The organism is Nostoc spongiaeforme FACHB-130 (genome assembly GCF_014698475.1).
In the GTDB taxonomy this organism is placed as follows: Bacteria; Cyanobacteriota; Cyanobacteriia; order Cyanobacteriales; family Nostocaceae; genus Nostoc_B; species Nostoc_B spongiaeforme.
This window is the reverse complement of sequence record NZ_JACJTB010000021.1, coordinates 86,375-104,549: the sequence shown is the minus strand read 5'-3', so window position 1 is coordinate 104,549 and position 18,175 is coordinate 86,375. Positions and strand designations below refer to the sequence as shown.

Annotated in this window: 21 protein-coding genes; 8 read left to right on the top strand and 13 right to left on the bottom strand. The window is 41.3% G+C overall.

Annotated features, from left to right (window positions below; genetic code table 11):
• Positions 1–346 precede the first annotated feature (346 nt).
• Positions 347–820 carry a TspO/MBR family protein gene (locus tag H6G74_RS16775; RefSeq protein WP_190968749.1) on the top strand — a complete coding sequence of 158 codons (474 nt, stop codon included), beginning with the start codon at positions 347–349 and terminating at the stop codon, positions 818–820.
• A gap of 69 nt (positions 821–889) precedes the next feature.
• On the opposite strand, the gene H6G74_RS16770 is transcribed toward H6G74_RS16775, so the two are convergent.
• Together H6G74_RS16770 and H6G74_RS16765 are read right to left on the bottom strand one after the other, a co-directional pair.
• Positions 890–1,597, bottom strand: coding sequence for a M15 family metallopeptidase (locus H6G74_RS16770; RefSeq protein WP_190968748.1), 708 nt, complete (start codon positions 1,595–1,597; stop codon positions 890–892).
• Positions 1,598–1,681: 84 nt separating this feature from the next.
• Positions 1,682–2,890 (bottom strand): hypothetical protein, encoded by a 1,209-nt coding sequence (locus tag H6G74_RS16765; RefSeq protein WP_190968747.1) that lies wholly within the window; start codon positions 2,888–2,890, stop codon positions 1,682–1,684.
• Between the two features lie 398 nt (positions 2,891–3,288).
• Here H6G74_RS16765 and H6G74_RS16760 point away from each other — a divergent pair, with 398 nt between their 5' ends.
• On the top strand, positions 3,289–3,909 hold the full coding sequence (locus H6G74_RS16760; RefSeq protein WP_190968746.1) for a CBS domain-containing protein: 621 nt from the start codon (positions 3,289–3,291) through the stop codon (positions 3,907–3,909).
• A 74-nt stretch (positions 3,910–3,983) separates the two neighbouring features.
• On the opposite strand, the gene gatC is transcribed toward H6G74_RS16760, so the two are convergent.
• The 3 genes from gatC to H6G74_RS16745 form a co-directional block, all read right to left on the bottom strand.
• Positions 3,984–4,277, bottom strand: coding sequence for an Asp-tRNA(Asn)/Glu-tRNA(Gln) amidotransferase subunit GatC (gene gatC / locus H6G74_RS16755; protein WP_190968745.1), 294 nt, complete (start codon positions 4,275–4,277; stop codon positions 3,984–3,986).
• Between the two features lie 75 nt (positions 4,278–4,352).
• On the bottom strand, positions 4,353–4,874 hold the full coding sequence (locus H6G74_RS16750; protein WP_190968744.1) for a photosystem I assembly protein Ycf3: 522 nt from the start codon (positions 4,872–4,874) through the stop codon (positions 4,353–4,355).
• A 167-nt stretch (positions 4,875–5,041) separates the two neighbouring features.
• Positions 5,042–5,743: an SOS response-associated peptidase gene (locus tag H6G74_RS16745; RefSeq protein WP_190968743.1), complete on the bottom strand. Its 702-nt coding sequence runs from the start codon at positions 5,741–5,743 to the stop codon at positions 5,042–5,044.
• Between the two features lie 212 nt (positions 5,744–5,955).
• Between H6G74_RS16745 and H6G74_RS16740 the strand changes: the two genes are divergently transcribed.
• Positions 5,956–6,594, top strand: a complete 639-nt coding sequence (locus H6G74_RS16740) for a glutathione S-transferase family protein (protein ID WP_190968742.1) — start codon at positions 5,956–5,958, stop codon at positions 6,592–6,594.
• A gap of 16 nt (positions 6,595–6,610) precedes the next feature.
• Here H6G74_RS16740 and H6G74_RS16735 read toward each other — a convergent pair whose 3' ends face one another.
• A complete protein-coding gene (locus tag H6G74_RS16735; protein ID WP_190968741.1) occupies positions 6,611–7,036 on the bottom strand; it encodes an acyl-CoA thioesterase in 426 nt (141 codons plus the stop codon).
• Between the two features lie 167 nt (positions 7,037–7,203).
• Between H6G74_RS16735 and H6G74_RS16730 the strand changes: the two genes are divergently transcribed.
• The gene (locus tag H6G74_RS16730) at positions 7,204–7,803 is read left to right on the top strand and encodes an MBL fold metallo-hydrolase (protein ID WP_190968740.1); all 600 of its coding nucleotides are present in this window, start codon (positions 7,204–7,206) and stop codon (positions 7,801–7,803) included.
• A gap of 106 nt (positions 7,804–7,909) precedes the next feature.
• Positions 7,910–8,788 (top strand): tRNA pseudouridine(55) synthase TruB, encoded by an 879-nt coding sequence (gene truB, locus H6G74_RS16725; protein ID WP_190968739.1) that lies wholly within the window; start codon positions 7,910–7,912, stop codon positions 8,786–8,788.
• Positions 8,789–9,004: 216 nt separating this feature from the next.
• Here the strand turns inward: truB and H6G74_RS16720 are convergent, their stop codons facing one another.
• The 5 genes from H6G74_RS16720 to H6G74_RS16700 form a co-directional block, all read right to left on the bottom strand.
• Positions 9,005–9,511, bottom strand: coding sequence for a GNAT family N-acetyltransferase (locus tag H6G74_RS16720; RefSeq protein ID WP_190968738.1), 507 nt, complete (start codon positions 9,509–9,511; stop codon positions 9,005–9,007).
• 4 nt (positions 9,512–9,515) lie between these two features.
• A complete protein-coding gene (locus H6G74_RS16715; protein WP_190968737.1) occupies positions 9,516–9,794 on the bottom strand; it encodes a type II toxin-antitoxin system TacA family antitoxin in 279 nt (92 codons plus the stop codon).
• A gap of 116 nt (positions 9,795–9,910) precedes the next feature.
• On the bottom strand, positions 9,911–10,594 hold the full coding sequence (locus tag H6G74_RS16710; protein WP_190968736.1) for a J domain-containing protein: 684 nt from the start codon (positions 10,592–10,594) through the stop codon (positions 9,911–9,913).
• A gap of 195 nt (positions 10,595–10,789) precedes the next feature.
• On the bottom strand, positions 10,790–11,383 hold the full coding sequence (locus tag H6G74_RS16705; protein WP_190968735.1) for an ATP-dependent Clp protease proteolytic subunit: 594 nt from the start codon (positions 11,381–11,383) through the stop codon (positions 10,790–10,792).
• A 99-nt stretch (positions 11,384–11,482) separates the two neighbouring features.
• Positions 11,483–12,145 (bottom strand): ATP-dependent Clp protease proteolytic subunit, encoded by a 663-nt coding sequence (locus H6G74_RS16700; RefSeq protein ID WP_190968734.1) that lies wholly within the window; start codon positions 12,143–12,145, stop codon positions 11,483–11,485.
• Positions 12,146–12,469: 324 nt separating this feature from the next.
• On the opposite strand from H6G74_RS16700, the gene H6G74_RS16695 reads away from it, so the two are divergent.
• From H6G74_RS16695 to H6G74_RS16685, 3 genes are all read left to right on the top strand, one after another.
• Positions 12,470–13,726 (top strand): vWA domain-containing protein, encoded by a 1,257-nt coding sequence (locus H6G74_RS16695; protein WP_190968733.1) that lies wholly within the window; start codon positions 12,470–12,472, stop codon positions 13,724–13,726.
• On the top strand, positions 13,723–15,003 hold the full coding sequence (locus H6G74_RS16690) for a vWA domain-containing protein (RefSeq protein WP_190968732.1): 1,281 nt from the start codon (positions 13,723–13,725) through the stop codon (positions 15,001–15,003). Before H6G74_RS16695 ends, H6G74_RS16690 begins: the two co-directional genes overlap by 4 nt.
• 359 nt (positions 15,004–15,362) lie before the next feature.
• The gene (locus H6G74_RS16685) at positions 15,363–16,127 is read left to right on the top strand and encodes a hypothetical protein (RefSeq protein ID WP_190968731.1); all 765 of its coding nucleotides are present in this window, start codon (positions 15,363–15,365) and stop codon (positions 16,125–16,127) included.
• 121 nt (positions 16,128–16,248) lie between these two features.
• On the opposite strand, the gene H6G74_RS16680 is transcribed toward H6G74_RS16685, so the two are convergent.
• Both H6G74_RS16680 and H6G74_RS16675 read right to left on the bottom strand, forming a co-directional pair.
• Positions 16,249–16,830, bottom strand: a complete 582-nt coding sequence (locus H6G74_RS16680; protein WP_190968730.1) for a CPBP family intramembrane glutamic endopeptidase — start codon at positions 16,828–16,830, stop codon at positions 16,249–16,251.
• A gap of 71 nt (positions 16,831–16,901) precedes the next feature.
• A complete protein-coding gene (locus tag H6G74_RS16675; protein WP_190968729.1) occupies positions 16,902–17,939 on the bottom strand; it encodes a DUF3326 domain-containing protein in 1,038 nt (345 codons plus the stop codon).
• Between the last annotated feature and the right edge of the window lie 236 nt (positions 17,940–18,175).

Sequence of the window (18,175 nt, the reverse complement as noted above, 5' to 3'; positions counted from 1 at the left end):
CCCCTGGCGACTGTTCGAGTTCTGTCAAAGAGATTTTTGTAGTGACCCGTGCTACATAGCGGTCTATTGTGACCAAGGTTGGGACGGTCTACTACTTCCCTCAATATACAAGGTTGGGTGGAGGAACGGAACCCAACATTCACGCATACTTTGTTGGGTTACGCTATCGCTACACCCAACCTACTATTCTCTTAACTGAACCGTATTGCTATATCAACTGAAATATCTCCGACTGCTATCCAGTTCTCAGACTCAGGGATGATGAGTATTGAGAAAATAAATTGACAAAATCAGACTATAACTAGTGATATCTCAGCGATATGCAGCAATTACAAGGAATAAGGTCATGATTAAATCATGGATGATCATTGGAGGCGTAGCAATATTAGTGGCTTTGGGTGCTAATTTAATTCAACCACGCGATCGCCAATGGTTCAAACGCTTACAAAGACCAAGATGGCTGACTTTTGAAGCCGCAATTCCGGTGATTTGGAGTGTAATTTTTATTTGTGGTGCTTGGTCAGCTTATATTGTTTGGGAAACTAACCCAGGAACAACATCTACTTGGTTGTTGATGAGTTTATATTTAATTTTAGAAATTGCGATCGTTGCCTATACACCCGTGATGTTTCGGCTGCGGAGTCTGCAAGCAGGCACAATTATTGGTGGTACAGGCTTTATTATCGGTCTGATATTAATTCTGGCTGTCTTACCTGTCTCCGGTTGGGCAGCATTATTATTAGTACCCTTTTTACTATGGAGTCCCATTGGTACTTATACCACTTGGCAGATGCAAAGTCTCAATCCGCAAGATGCCTAAAGGTAAGGATTCAGGAGTGGGGGACAGGGAAGACAAGGGAGACAAGGGAGAATACTACTCAGCACTTTGTTACAGAATTCGACCATAACGTGCTGTAAAGTTATTAGCGGGATTTGCTTGATTATTTAGCCACGCCCACATTTGATCCCCAAAACAAAAATGCCACCACTCTCTGGGGTTGCGTTGAAAGCCAGCTTTTAACATCACATTGTTTAATAGCTGACGGTTAGCATGATATTGTTGTGCGTCTTGTTGGGGATGATTAGCATAGTAGTCGGGATGCGATCGCTCTGACAACTCATCAATCGGCGAACCCATATCTACTATTAGCCCTGCATCATCAACTAACGTCACATCCACCGCAGCCCCGGTACTATGAGGCGGCGGCGTTTTTTCATCCAAACTCGGAACCGCCCAAATTTGATACACCGCCTCCCAAATTTCTTGGCGTTGGGTTGGCGATAACTCAGCTTCCATCAGTCCCCTGTCTTGTAATGCTGTCGCAAAGCTATAATCAACCATAAACTGCTGCACAGTCACCGGACGATAACCATCAAAAATTTGAATATGCCAATGAGGACGCAGCAATTCCAAATAATTTTGGGCTTTGATTAAATTTTCAACAACAGTTTGGCGGAGATCATAAGGCGAATATTCTCCATAAATAGCGCCCAGTTTTTCATAAGGATGGGGAGACTCCACCGCAAACAAATGCAAAGGAATTTCTACCAGGGGTTCACCGCATTCAACAATCGGGATATGGTGATAAGGTCTCATACCAATTTTGGTGTGTAGATTTAAGATTTTGGTTGACTTCCCAGAATCTTAAATCATAATATCTATCCCAATTTAGTAAGAAAATTAATAACCATAAGGATTTCCTTGCACGCCGCCTGTATACTGTCCGGGAACGGAAGTATTAGAAGGTATTTGAACAGGTAAACCTCTAAAATAGCGGTTGTTTTGATAACTGGCAGGAGCCGCAGGTGTCACAATATATGCAGAAGAATTCTGTACAGCAGAAGGTGTAGTGTTAGTTGGCGCAACGGAATTAATAGGTTGTGTTGTGTTTATTGATGGTACTGAATTAGTCAAGGGCTGGGCAGTATTGACACCGTTATAATAATTTGTTGGTTGGCTGGGTATGCTTGGTTGAATGTAACTTGTACCGCTATTTAAACTGCTGTTAGGAAGAAAATTCTGCGTATTTGTCGGTAAACTTTGGGGAATTGAAGTATAAGAAGTTCTACCGGAATTATTGCTGAAATTTGTAGTTGTGCCGTTAATGTTCGATAAATTCTGCGAAAGCCCGGTGTATGGAGTTTGACCAAAGCTATTGCCGGGGTTGGCAGTTGCACTATTAATATTAGATGTTGTTGTTTGGTTAGTTGATGTTGGAAGTGTGGTTGTTGAAGGGGTAATTGAGTTGTAGGGGTTAGTTGATGTTGGAAGTGTGGTTGCTGAAGGGGTAATTGAGTTGTAGGGGTTGTTTGGTGTCTGATTAGTGCCTGTTCCTACTGCATAAGGGTTATTGGTTGACCCTTGTGGTTGAGAGGACGAATTTAACAACTGATTACCGCTACCATTTTGGATGCCAAACTGTAACAAACTTTCAGTTTGGGCAACAAAAGGATTTTTACTATCAAAACCAGATGTAGCACCACTAATTCCTAAGATGGAAGTTGATTTAGTGTTTTTAGAAGATTTTTGCTTGTTAATTACATCCTGTAAAAAATCTTTACCCTTTTTCGGTTTAGAGTTATCTGTAGGGGAACTGACAATTGCTTGAGTTTCTGCTTGTTCAACGTCATTATACAGAACTGGTAAGTTATCGATATCAGCTGCGATCGCTTTATCTTCCGCCGACAGAGAAGAATTATCAGCTTGTGGTGTTGTAACTTCGCCGTCTTGTTTGCCAGTAAACGCATCTGGGTTAGTCCAGTATTCTCGAATTACTAGCCCTAGCACTGATAAAAAAATCGCTGTTCCCCAAAAAGCAGGCTTGCTAAAATTCCATAACCTAGCTTTGAGATAACGTAAGTAAGCGGGTGGATAATGACGATTTGACATAGCAGAGTCTCAGAATTTACTGGCAGACGGTATACCTGGGTGCAAACTCACAACAAAACAGTTGCAGCCGTAGTTGGATGATGCTGTGATCATCCTAGCCTGATTACGGATAAAAAATGCAGGTTTAAGTATAAAATTTCATACTAAGGTTCCCCTACTTCATACTTTTACAAAATCATTATGCCGACATCGTGAGCTTCGGTCACTTTCGATAACATCATAAATTCAAACCTGCACTAACTTTGTGGTAGCGAATGGGGAATAGAGAATAGGGAGTAGGGAGTGGGGGAATAGGGAAGAAAAAATTAGCTAATTATCCTTCTACTCCGCTACTCCTCTACCTCCTCTGCTTTCCCTATCTCCCCTGCTCCTCTGCTATTTACCAGGAGACTACAGCAATGATGAAAGCTGAAGATATCATGACCAAGGATGTAATTACCATTCGCGGTTCCGCCACTGTTGCTGAAGCCGTCCGGCTGATGAAAGACCACAACTTACGTGCCTTGGTTGTAGATCGTCGCTATGATAATGATGCCTATGGTATGGTTAGCGAAACAGATATTGTCTATAAGGTAATAGCCTACGGTAAAGACCCAAAGCTGGTACGGGTTTATGAAATTATGAGCAAACCCTGTATTGTCGTCAATCCTGAGTTGAGTGTGGAATATGTAGCGCGGTTGTTTGCCAATACTGGTATTCGCAGAGCGCCAGTTATTCAAGGCAAGCTGTTAGGTATTATCTCAATTACTGATATTTTGACCAAGAGTAATTTTATCGAAGCCCCAACAGCACTCAGGTTAGAAGAAAAAATTCACAAGGCTGTTGAAGCCGCCCGCGCTATTTGCACCCAACATGGCGCTTATTCTAAAGCCTGTGCTGCTGCTTGGGATGAGGTGGAAGAACTGCAAGCAGAAGCCGCCCATCAAAAAGCTGAGGCTATGGTTTCGGCGAAAGTTTCCTTTGAAGAATACTGTCGAGAAAATCCCAACGCACCAGAATGCCGTAACTATAACCCTTAGAAATCAAAAGTAAAAAGTAAAAAGGCAAAAATTTTCTTTTTACTTTTACCTTTTACCTTTTGCCTTTACCTTTCTCACTCTTCGCTGTTGAGAATTTTCGGAACTTTGAAATAGTCGCCTTCTTGCTCAGGCGCACTATCGAGGATAGCATCTCGATCAGGATACGGTTGTAACTCATCCTCGCGTGTCACGTTGCTGACATCAATTGCGCGTGTAGTTGGTGGCACATCACTCACATCTAGTTCACTCAGTTGTTCTACATATTCCAAAATGTTACCTAACTGAGTGGTAAATTGCTCTTCTTCTGCCGATGTTAATTCTAACCGAGCAAGCAGAGCTACTTTATGAACTTGGTCACGATCAATCATAAATTGTCATTTGTCATTGGTGATTGGTGATTTGTCATTAGTCCTTTGTCATTTGTCAGGACTAATGACAAATAACTAAAAGAATACGTCAATTTGCATCCGGCCAGTGGTTTTTAGCCAGTTTTGCGCTTCAATATAGTTATTGGGAGCCATACGAATGGCTCTAATCCAATAATCTGCGGCTTGGTCAAATAAAGCTTCACCGCCGTCATCATCTCCAGCTTCTTTCGCTTTTTCGCCTTGGTAATGATAAATTACAGCGATATTATTCAAGGCTTGGGGTATACGTGGATTGATTTCAATTGCTTTGTGATAAAGTTCTAAAGCTTTCTCGTGATCACCGTTACTGGCATAAATTAGCCCCATATTGTAGAAAATATAACTGCGATCGTTGGGATCTTCTTCTAGGGTAAGGGCTTCTTCATAATATTCCAAAGCTTCGGCATATTCGCCTTCTGCTTGGGCGGACATCCCATCTCGGTAATAAACAAATGCTTCTTTCGCTTTTTTGTTAGCTGGCAGAATCTTCAGAATGATATCTGCCATAACTGTAAAAGATTTGTCAATAAAGTTATCGTTTTTCTGTGTTCTTGGCATAACTGCCTCTATAGTTGTACAGCTACTAGCTCAAAAGATGCTCTCAGGAATTGCAGGGTTTCGCGGTTGGGTGCAGTACACCTTATTAGGGTAGAGAGGCTCAGATTAGAGATGAGCGGCTTGTATTTTTACTCAGCACTCAGCACTCAGCACTCAGCACTCAATAGTTAATTTAACTGATTTGGCAGGCCATTCTCCTCACTAAGAGGCATAATACATTCTGGGCTATTGTGCTGGGGCTTGTTGACCAAATTGCTCACGGGGTAAGCTGTCATTGCTTCCACCGGATAAGGATCTAATAGTGGCTGAAGTTTTTCGGGTGTTTGCACTTGTGTATCTAGCCACAAATCGTAATCTTCGGGCGCTAAAATGACTGGCATCCGGTCATGAATTGGTGCTAACAATTCGTTGGCTGTTGTAGTGATAATTGTACAAGAAGCGATTTCTTCTCCTTCTGGTGAGTGCCATACATCCCATAATCCCGCAAAACCAAAGGGTTTCCCATCTTGCAGGCGAAAATAAAATGGCTGTTTTTGACTTTGTTGCTTTTGCCACTCATAAAAGCCATCAGCTATGACTAAACAGCGTCGGCGCTTGAAAGATGCTCGAAAAGCTGGTTTTTCTGATACAGTTTCGGCTCTGGCGTTAATCAGCTTGACTCCCATTTTTGCATCTTTTGCCCAACTCGGAATCAACCCCCAACGTAATTGTTGAAATTCATACTGTTCATTGCTGGGGTGATGTAGCACTGTTAGCACCATTTGTGTAGGTGCAATGTTGTATTGAGCAGCTAAATCAGGCACTTGTTGGAGATTGAAAGCTTTGCTGAGAGCCTCTGCTGACTGATTTAAGGTAAATCTTCCACACATATTTTGAATTTATCCCTTTGAATTAAATTGCACATTTAAAGTTGATAAATACTAAAAATTATCAATAATTTGTTTTTTATTTTTTCAGATAAATCTAGTTTTCATGAAGATGCTTAAAAGGAAAATAATTATCCTGTTTAACTCGAAACATTTTGTAAGATATTGTATTTTAGAGCCTCATTTCTCTTAATACTCTTCATCATCTTTTTGGCATGGAAACGCTACGTCTGTACGATTTTTTACCCTCTGGTAATGGCTATAAGATACGTCTTTTATTATCACAAATGGGTATTCCCTACGAAAGAATCGAGGTGAATATTTTAAAGGGAGAAAGTCGGACACCTGAATTCTTAAGTAAAAATCCGAATGGCAAAATACCTGTTTTGGAAGTTGAACCAGGGAAATACTTAACAGAATCAAATGCCATTTTGGCTTATCTCAGTGAATACACAGAATTTTTACCTTATGATCGCTTCTTAAAAGCACAGGTTTTGCAATGGTTATTTTTTGAACAATATAGTCATGAGCCTTATATTGCCACATCACGATTTTGGATTTCGATTTTAGGGAAAGCCCAAGAATATCAGGCTGCTTTAGCGCAAAAACAAGAACCAGGTTACGCCGCATTAAGAGTGATGGAAAATCATCTGCAATCTCGTTTGTATTTTGTTGGCGATCGCTATACCATTGCTGATATTGCCTTGTTCGCTTATACTCATGTCGCTGATGAAGGTGGTTTTGATTTATCCCGATTTCCCGCAATTCAAAAATGGATAGAACGTATCAAAGCTCAACCTGGGTATATCAGTATTACATACCAGCCAATGCCCTTAGAAGCAGAGTTTTGCTAAATACATTCTTTGTTGATTATTCAGCCACACTCAAGTTTTGAAGTTGCAAAAACTTGTCAGAAATTTTGTGTGGTATAGGTCTGGGACGCATAGTTTTAGCATCTACCCATACCCAAAGTGCTTCAGCAGTGACTAATAAATCATCTTCGTTTTGTTTGCGGATTTCATAGCATCGAAAAGCACGAGTACCACGCATTTCTTTTAACCAGGTGGTCACTTCTAGAGTATCACCTGCCACTGCTGGCCGGAGATAGTCAATTTCTACCCGTCGCATCACAAAAACACCACCTAATTCGCGGTAAACATCTAAATTTACACCAAGATATTCTGAGTGTTCGATGGCTGCTTGTTCTAAATAGTTTTGATAAACGGCATTATTAACATGTCCTAAAGTATCCATTTCATAGTGACGGACGCGGAGTAATGTCTTAAATTGTTGCATGAAAAGAATTCGGATGTGTTTTGATCAGGATGGGACAAATAACCAATCAGCTTGTGAGTAAGATTAAAAGACAATTGTAATTTGGACTCCAGACGAAATTACTGATACATTATTGATGCAACTCACTTAATTGACGATTTTATTGAAGGTACAGTACCAGAATCATTATGAAATCTCTACACCGTCCCGATTTATATGGCTGGTCTACTTTCAATCCTGCAAGAAATATTGATTTCAATGGGATTGCCTGGATTCGTCCAGAGGGTAATATCTTAATTGACCCGGTAGCTTTATCAAATCACGACTGGAATCATCTCGAATCTCTGGGTGGTGTGGATTGGATTATACTAACAAACTCAGAGCATGTGAGATCAGCCAAGGAAATTGCTGTGCAAACTTATGCTAAGGTAGCAGGCCCCGCAGCCGAAAAAGAATGTTTCCCGATAGCTTGCGATCGCTGGTTGTCTGATGGTGATGAGTTTGTCCCTGGGTTAAAGATTATTGAACTCCAAGGTTCCAAGACTCCTGGCGAATTAGCACTACTATTAGAAGACACTACTTTAGTTACAGGTGATTTAATCCGGGCGCACACAGCCGGGAGTTTAACTATTTTGGCAAAAGAAAAGTTACTTGATCCAGGTGCGGCGATCGCTTCTGTCCACAGACTGGCACAATTAAGCAAGGTAGAAACAGTATTAGTCGGGGATGGTTGGTCAGTGTTTCGAGATGGACACCTGCGTTTAAAAGAATTAGCAGCAACATTATGATAGGTAAGTTAAAGTAGTCATTTGTCATTTATCCTTTGTTATTGGTAAAAATTTTAGACATCTTTTATATACAGCAAAGCATCAGGAAGCTTAAAGAAATATTACTGTGCAAGGTTTTCTCAGCTTAAACAAACCATTTGATTGGACTTCTCACGACTGTGTGGCGCGAGTCCGCAAACTGCTGCGTCTCAAACGGGTAGGACACGCGGGAACTTTAGACCCCGCAGCAACTGGGGTTTTACCAATTGCAATGGGTAAAGCCACAAGATTATTGCAGTATCTCCCAGGAGAGAAAGCTTACAAAGCTACTATCCGTTTTGGTGTGTGTACCACAACCGATGATTTGCAAGGAGAAATTATCACCTCACAGCCTTGTGCGAATTTGAGTTTGGCTGAAATCGAAACTGCACTCACACGATTTGTTGGGAAGATTGAACAAATACCGCCAATGTATAGTGCGATTCAAGTTGAGGGAAAACGCTTGTATGATTTGGCGCGTCAAGGTGAAACGGTGGAAGTTCCTGTACGTACAGTTGAAGTTTTTCAGATAGAGGTTTTAGATTGGCGCGAGGGGGATTTTCCGGAATTAGATGTGGCGATCGCTTGTGGTAGTGGTACATATATTAGAGCGATCGCCCGTGATTTAGGTGCAGTCTTAAACACTGGCGGAACTCTCGCCGCTTTAACTCGCACTCAAAGCAGTGGTTTTAATTTAACTAATAGTCTTTCTTTCACTGACTTAGAAACACAGTTGCAAGCCGGGACATTTCAACCCATTTCCCCTGATGTCGCTTTGCAGCATTTACCCACTGTGAATTTACCTCCAGAACTTGCCCGCAAATGGTGTCAAGGACAAAAAGTTTTCCTCAATTTTGATAATTGTGGACTTGTGCGCGTATATGAAGATGAAACGCGATTTTTAGGAATTGGAAAATCGCAAGATGACTTATTAATTCCTCAAATGGTGTTTGAACCAGTTTCTTAAAAATGTCATTTGTTAGTAATACCAATTCTATGAGAGTCTGCATATAAACCTCTCAGACTGAAGTCTGGGGCTATACAAACAAAGCCTGCCTTTGCAGGCTAATTATATGCTTCTTCATATCGATTTGGTATAAATGATATTTCTAATTGGTTTACCTATTTTTGTTACTGTAACTCACCAGAATGATAAATGCTATATGCAGTACTAACGTTCTTTTTAGCTCTCTAATATAGCGCGGATATCTTTTAACATCAGAAATAAATGCAATGGATCTGTTGGGCTAGGTTCAAAATCAAATTGTTGATACCATTCACGCGCTTGCTCATCTTTCGCATGAACCAATAATGCACGAATACCAATCAGATCAGCAGCTTCATTGACACGAATTAAGCAGTTTTTTAGTAAGCCTTTCCCTATACCTTGTTTTTGAAATTCTTTGCTTACTGCTAACCGAGCTAATAAAGCAACAGGTATAGGATATTTTGGTAAACCTTTAGATATACGAGGTGGTGCATTTTCGTGAATAACTGATGCTACAGTCAGAGTATAGTAACCAATTACATTATCTTCTAAGCAAGCAATATAGGTAGTTGAACTATCAGATTGCTGATTTTTTAAAGCATATTTGATTAAATAATTATTTAAATCAACATTCCCACAATCAAAGTTTTTGAGATTATGAGATTTTGATAATTTAGCGATATATAAATTGTTAGATGCCACAAAACTACTCAAATACGCTAGGCTCAGTTAACAAACGACGTAACCGTGGTTTCTCAACACAGGGAGCATCCAGAGCGTCTTGAAAAGCTTGCCATTGCTCATCGTTCAACACAAACAGCTTTCGATTCGTTAAAGTTTCTTGTGCAGCTTGCAAACCATGTTCAAGTAAAAATTCACTAACATTTTTATGACTTGCTGCTGCTGCTTGCTGTAAAAGCTTTTTAACGCTAGAGCTAGTACGGATATCAATCCGTTCAGTTCTAGGTTCATTTGAGTAACTCATAGGTTTTAGTTAAGCTTTCTCTCTTAACTAAGTTAACATACACACATTGTCCTGACAATATTTTCAAAGGAATGCTGGAGGTAAACCATACCTGAAATTTTAATTATTGACAAATTTTAAAAAATTTGCTCAATTTTCTGAAAATCCCGTTGGACTTCATTCCACAAAGCTTTGTTATTAGGATCGGTTTTGAGGGCTTTTTTCAGGTAAATTCTGGCTTTGAGGACTTGATTATCGTTAATCAACGCCCTACCCCAAATTTGATAAGCGATCGCTAACCATTGGCGGACTTCCGCATCTTTGGGTAAACGGTCTACCAAGGCTTCCGCCAGGGCGATCGCTTGGGGAAATCTTTTTTCTTTCAAAAATCTTTGTAATTGTTCATAAGTCTTCCACTTCAGCCTTTGTTCAATTTCGGCAATATTTGCAGGCGGTGTTTGTGGCTTTTCGGTGGTGACTGTGGTTTTCGGTGCAGTATCTTGACGAGTTGCCTTTGGTTCCTCGCACCTAGCCACAAAGTTTTCTGTAGTGACTGTGGTTTTCGGCGTGGCTTTTGCTTCCTCGCGCCTAGACACAAACTGTTGACTTGATGGCTGCTCGACTGTTTCTTCTGGCGGTACCACCGTTAAGAGCAGCCTATAAGCTTCTGTCAAGGCAATAAACTTATCTTTAGCTTTTTTGTCATCTGGGTTGATATCGGGGTGATATTGCTGCGCCAGTCGTCTGTAAGACGATTTGATTTCTGCAAACGAGGCTCCCGACCTTAAACCCAATAAACGGTAGCAATCTCCTAGATCCATTTCGAGATATCAGCTATCTAATATACAGCTATCAGCATTCTGCCTCTAGCATGAGGTTTTAATGATAAACAAAAATTTTCTAATTTATAGTTCAAACTAGACAGTTTTGGGAAAGTAAAAAGGTAAAAGGCAAAAGTAAAAAAATTAAGTATTCTTAAATCTTTTGCCTTTTTACTTTTACCTTTTGACTTGATTCTAGATTCGCTCTTCAATCACACGGTCAATCAATCCGTATTCTTTGGCTTCTTGGGCGGACATAAAGAAGTCACGATCCATGTCTTTCTCAATCTTGGCCAAGGGTTGACCAGTATTTTGAGCGTAAATGTTATTGAGTTGATTGCGAATCCGCAGAATTTCTCTGGCTTCAATTTCGATGTCGGTGGCTTGTCCACGGGTTCCGCCGGAAGGTTGGTGAATCATAATCCGGGAATGGGGCAATGCTAGACGCTTGCCTTTAGTGCCAGCAGTCAACAAGAAAGAACCCATTGAAGCCGCCAGACCGACGCAAATGGTCACAACATCAGATTTGATGTGTTGCATCGTATCATAAATCGCCAAACCAGATGTTACCATCCCACCAGGGGAGTTGATATACAGATAAATATCTTTACCTGGGTCTTCTGAATCCAGATACAGCATGACAGCGATGATTTGGTTAGCAATTTCATCATCGACATCACGCCCCAAGAAAATAATCCGTTCCCGATAAAGGCGATCGTAGATGCTAATCCAATCTGTATACTGCCCTCCGGGCATCCGGTAAGGAACTTTAGGAACGCCTATAGGCATGATTAACTCCGTTAATAATTAATAAATTGATTGGGAGTGGTGAGTGGGGAGTGGTGAATTTTTTCTACTCCCTACTCCCAATTCCCGACTCCCTGAAGCTTAAAGGACACTAGTTGGTACTGGTGGATTAGCGAGTTCTTCTTTTTCAAACACGCGATCGATTAAACCGTACTCTTTGGCTTGATATGCACTCATGTAGAAGAGACGATCCATGTCTTTGGTGATTCTTTCGGCCGTCTGTCCGGTGGTACGGGTCAAAATCTCAACCATCGATGCTTTGTTGGCCAGAACTTCCTTCGCCCGAATCTGAATATCAGTTGCTTGACCTTGGGCGTAGCTCTTGGGCTGGTGCAGAATAATGCTGGCGTTGGGCAAGCTGGCGCGACAACCTTTAGTACCTGCACTCAATAACATAGCAGCCATACCCATCGCGGAACCAATACAAATGGTGTGGATGGGAGGTTTAATGTATTTCATTGTGTCATAGATGGCAAAGGCTTCAGTTTCAAAGCCAATGGGTTCGCCACTATAACCGGAAGTACCAGTTGAGTTGATATAGATTTTAATAGGCTTTTCGGGATCGTCTGACTGCAAATACAATAATTGAGCGACGATTAATTCCGTCACAGCAGGTACCAGTGGCATTCCCAGATAGACAATTCGCTCTTTTAACAGAAGGGAGGGTAAATCTGGCGGCGGTGTCCGGTAGAAGTTATCGCCGTAGTATGGGGCTTGAACAGCCTTGATGGGGGAAATGTCCATAGCAACTGATCGCCTGAAATTATGCCGTTAACTGTAATACATCCTAGCGTGATGCCGGCTAGAGTCAGGTGCGGTTTCCTCGCTAATGGGCGAGATTGCTGGCATCTGCTAAAGCTAGACTTCTAAGATTATTGTGAATATATTAATCTATCTACGCAAGATAAGTTTTCCGTAGCGTTGATCTGGCGGTTTGAAGTTATTTATAAATATGGTGGGAATTCGGGAGTCAGAATGTTTAGGAAGCTAAATTTTGATTTCTGGCTTTTGAGTGCTGGATTCTTAACTAAATTATTGTATATATCCTGAATTTAGGAAGTTTGGGTTATGAAGGTCAATTTGCAGCCTGCCCTGAATGATGTAAATGTTGATGCTAATCAAACTAGTAGTCAACGTCAGCTTTCGTTTTCTGTGTCCGCGATCGCAGATACCCAAGACCGGACTCTGCCGATTAATTTATGTTTAATTCTCGACCATAGTGGCTCGATGAATGGTAAACCCCTGGAAACTGTGAAAAAAGCCGCAAATTTGTTGGTTGATAGGCTTAAGCCCAGCGATCGCCTGAGTGTGGTAGTCTTCGATCACCGCGCTAAGGTCTTAATTGCAAATCAATCTGTGGAAGACCCAGAACAAATCAAAAAGCAAATTAACCGCTTATCTGCTGATGGCGGAACGGCGATTGATGAAGGTTTGCGTCTGGCGATTGAGGAGTTAGCTAAGGGCAAAAAAGACCGCATTTCCCAAGCATTTTTGCTCACCGATGGGGAAAATGAACACGGAGATAATAACCGTTGCTTTAAGTTTGCTCAGTTAGCTGCTGGTTACAATTTAACTTTAAATACTTTGGGCTTTGGCGACAATTGGAACCAAGATGTTTTAGAAAGAATTGCTGATGCAGGTTTAGGCACTTTATCTTATATTCAAAGACCTGATCAAGCTGTGAATGAGTTTGGGCGGTTATTCAGCCGGATTCAAACTGTGGGCTTGACTAATGCTTATCTGTTATTTTCATTAATGCCGAATGTCCGGTTAGCAGAACTTAAACCTGTTGCCCAAGTTTATCCCGATACGATTGAACTTCCTTTGCAACAAGAAGCCGATGGAAGGTTTGCGATTCGGTTGGGCGATTTAATGAGAGATGTGGAGCGAGTAATTTTAGCTAATATTTATCTGGGACAATTGCCGGAAGGTCAACAAGCGATCGCAAATGTCCAAATTCGCTACGATGATCCTGCCCAAAATCAAACGGGGTTATTTACCGCTAATCTCCCAGTGTACGCCAATGTTACCAGGGCTTACCAACCAAACATTAATCCCCAGGTGCAGCAATCAATTTTGGCTTTAGCCAAGTATCGCCAAACCCAACTCGCCGAAGCAAAATTACAACAAGGCGATCGCGTCGGGGCTGCAACTATGTTGCAAACTGCTGCTAAAACTGCCTTGCAAATGGGTGATACAGGTGCAGCCACAGTCTTGCAAACTTCTGCCACGCAATTACAATCGGGAGGAGATTTAAGCGAAAGCGATCGCAAGAAAACTCGTATTGTCTCCAAAACTGTGTTGCAAGATATCCCGCCACAATGAAGGTTAAATTGCTCTCGTTGCTAAGTGATCGTAACGTTGATGTGGCTCAAGTCAGCAGTCAACGTCAATTAGTAGTTTCGGTTTCTGCGCTTGCTGATCAGGTTGAGGGGCGTTTGCCGTTGAATTTATGCTTAATTCTGGATAAAAGCGGTTCGATGCACGGCAAACCAATGCAAACTGTGATGCAAGCAGTAGAGCAATTATTAAATAAGTTACAGCCTGGCGATCGCATCTCAATAGTGGCTTTTTCTGGTTCTGCGGAAGTGATTGTTCCCCATCAAGTAATTCAAGACCCCAGTACTATTAAATCGCTGTTGCCAAAAAAACTCATTGCCAGTGGCGGTACTGCTATTGCTACCGGGTTAGAATTGGGCATCACAGAACTGATGCAAGGTGCTAAAGGCGCTGTTTCCCAAGCTTTCCTTCTCACCGATGGACATGGTGAAAGCAGTTTACGGCTGTGGAAGTGGGAAATCGGCAACGATGACAACAAACGCTGTCTGGAACTGGCGCAAAAGGCAGCTAAAATCAATCTAACAATTAACACTCTCGGTTTTGGCAATAACTGGAACTCAGATTTACTGGAAAAAATTGCTGATGCTGGCGGTGGTAGTTTGGCTTATGTTGAGCATCCAGAACAAGTTTTAGAACAATTTGGGCGGTTGTTTGGTCGAATATCATCAATAGGGCTAACAAATGCTTATTTGCAGTTTTCCCTTGCACCTCATATCCGATTAGCAGAATTAAAACCCATCGCCCAAGTTTTTCCAGACACAATTGAGTTACCAGTGCAGCAAAACAGCAATAGCGGCTTTAAAGTCCGACTGGGTGATTTAATGCAAGGTGTAGACCGGGTAGTTTTAGTCAATCTTTATTTAGGAAAATTACCAGAAGGAGAACAAGTCATTGGACAGATGCAGATTTGTTACGATGACCCCGCCTCCAACCAAGAAGGCTTACTTTCTCCAATGATGAATATATCTGCTAATTTCCTGCGCCAACATCAACCCGCCCTCAATCCCCAGGTACAGCAGTCGATTTTGACATTAGCCAAATATCGCCAAACTCAGTTAGCAGAGATGAAATTACAACAAGGCGATCGCATCGGTGCTGCAACAATGTTACAAACTGCGGCGAACACTGCCTTACAAATTGGTGATACTAGTGCAGCCAAGGTTCTGCAAACATCTGCAACCCGCCTACAAACTGGCGAACAACTCTCTTCAGCCGAACTAAAAAAAACGCGAATTGTATCAAAGACAACTTTACAGAATTGATTATTTGTGCCAAAACTACCTAAATTGTCCAGCCATAATTGACCTTTTCAATTTATCTGGAATATTTCAGCTATTTTTAATAATTCTGTGAAGCAATGTTGTTATATTTAGTGCCAAGAGCAAGAAAAGGCTTATCTACTGAGCTTTTTAGATTGTTACGTCAGATTACATCGGCAAAGGTTATCTCCTAGGGAATAATCTTTGCTCAGATGTTAATTTGCAAAAATTTACCTAGGGCATACCTATATTGTATAGAGATCACACATAACCTGACTTTACTCTTATCTTAACCTAAAAATTAAATAATAACAAAGAAAGTTTCACTGATCAAATTTACAGGGTATAGGAAAATTGATTCCATGCTAACTAACAGAAGTCAATGCTATCTACTAGGACTCGTACTTGCAACTACCTTAAGTGCAAATATCCAATCTGTTAACGCTCAAAATGCTCAGTCTGTCAATTATTTAGAAGGTAGTGCAACCTCATCCACAATCAATTCGACCTTTGCCACTTTAGCGAGTAATCAATATCAAGCCAACACTCCTTTTATGGAGTCAACTCAAAATATTAACCCAACAGCCGTCTTTCCTAATTATGATGGTGGATTATTTCAGAATACAGATGCAATGTCTGAAGCTTTAATGGGTTTGACGGTGAGTAAATATGACAAAATGCCAGTTGGCATTAATAAAGTTTTCATGAGTAACGAAATGATTGCTAGTATGACATCTCAAGCAAATACTTCCAATGATGTACATAGCTTTCAGCCTCTCAGACGCGGTACGTTGGTTAGCACTAACTACAACGCTATTAGTATGCTGCGGACAATGGAAGATTCGCAAAACATCGCCTATGTAGGGATGAATGAAGTTAATACTGAACCTAGATCGGATGCTTTAAATAGAGAACTTAAAGTCACAACTTACTTAGCTTTTGCATCAGAAAACGCCTGCGTTAATTCTGAAAATACCGAACTACCAACAACTTGCCAAACCAAAAATGTGGAAAAAATGGTAGCGACTATGCCGATGATTCATCATAAAACTTGGTCAGCGCAGATGACCAAAGATTTTTCTTTTTGGCAGAACATGAATGTTTCTAGAGAAACAGCAAGCAGATAAAATCAAAGAAAATTGTTGAGCAATCCTATTAGTTTGTTAAACTACTTGTTCAGGTAAAGAATCGAGAAGTGAAAAAAGCTTATCTGAACTGTATTGCCATACAATCGGCCTTCTACTTTCTTTACCGTTGCTGCATTTTCCAAAAATAGCTGGAAATCCAATTTGTCATGATATGGGCAACAATTGGAACTAACAAATTGCCACTCAACAAGGCGCTATATCCTAAAATCAATCCAATCACAGTTGCCCATAGTACGTAAGGCCATTGTTGCGAACCACTGAGGTGTAAAACTCCAAAGCAAAGGCTAGAGACAATCACTGCTACATGGTCTAAGCCTAAAGCTGGTAGCATGACACCACGAAATAATAATTCTTCACTTAAACCTGGTAGTAAACCCAACCAAATTAAATCAGGCCAAGCTAAGGGTCTTAAGACTAGTTCTAAATAATAATCTGCGCTTTGACGATAGGCAGGCCACAAGCGATATGCTACACCACTCAAGCAGGTAATAATCATTCCTACAGCCAGCCCCCAAAGAAAATCTATTGGGTTCCATTCCCACTTGAATAGAAATACATTACCAAAGCGTAACCAAACTTTGGCAACTGTCCATAACAGAATTGCTGTTACACCCATTGCTATCAGCACTTGGGTACGGGTCAAATAGGGAATTTCAGGGTCTTGTTTTTGTTGTTCTACCACGGGAGTTCAGAGTTTAGGGAGTAGGGAGTGGGGAGTAGGGAGTTGGGGAAGAAAATGAAAATGACAAAGGACTATTGACCATTAACCAAAGCATGGGGATTGATGCCAGCTTTGAGGGCTACCAATACACCGACTGCCTCTAAATACGAGTTTACCTGGATAGATTTGATTCCTAAAGGTTGGGCTGGAACTTGGATTTGGGTTTGATTATCTTTGACGGTAATTATTTGGCAGTGGCTTTGGCTTAAACTGAGTAAAGCACTACTACCACAAGCGTTTGCAGGTACGATCGCAGCATCTATTTGATTAGCCCAAATATCATCTTGACAAGATGTAAATAATTGTTTCTCGACAATAAATTGCGGGGCGCGACTTAAACCAACAAGTACGCTTGGTAAAAAAGTATAGCCTAATTCTTCGGCGGCGGAACGAGGAGATAAATCGGGATAAGGTGGAGTACTAGCGAGTGCTGGTGAATGGGCGCAGGGAATTTGCAAGTGTCTGACTAATAAATGACTAATTACGGCTTCTGCGCCGGCTATTGTGTCTACGCCTTTGCCTTGGAGATAATTTTGTACAGCATCTTTATCTATATCATCGGGGAAACGGGCGACAACTGCGATCGCTTCTGCCCCAGTTTTTTGGATGAGTTTTTCCGCACCACGCAGTAAACTATCTGGGTTGCCAATAGTTCCCCAACTTGCCCCTGAAGTTGAAGTGCGTAATTCTACATTTAACGGGGCATCTGTAATTACATAATCTGTAATCGTTAATCCCAGGGTTGCCCTAGCCGCATCAGCAGCTTGCAGGTGACGCAGTAATAAGTCTGGTTCAATCCCTTGGTCTAAAAGCAAACCTACTTTATTATTACGAACTGGACGTAAACCCCAATTACCAGAAGCGAATTTATCTAACCCGTAACCTTCCACATAAAAAGCGTTGGGGATATTCCAATATAAACTTGCGCCGTTGAGGACATTGGGGTGAGTAATCAGGCGATCGCAAACCTGTGCTAAAGTTCGAGCAACAGGTATAGCATCACCCGCATAACCCCCAATTGCCGCCCCAACGCCAGTAGGTACAATTAAAATCGCGGTGTAAGGACGCATTTCAGTGCTGAGTGAGTAGATGTGTAAATTAAAGTGAGTTTGATTAACCTCTCCCCAACCCCTCTCCGACGCGGAGAGGGGCAAAAATACGACTAGTTTTCAACAAAAAAATAGAGTTTCAAAGCCTCTCTCCCACAGGGGAAGAGGTTTGGAGAGGGGTTTTTATCTTTGTTTAACTCACGTGAAACTACAAGTCTTAGACTTTACCAAGTAATACAATCTTTTAATACCACTCA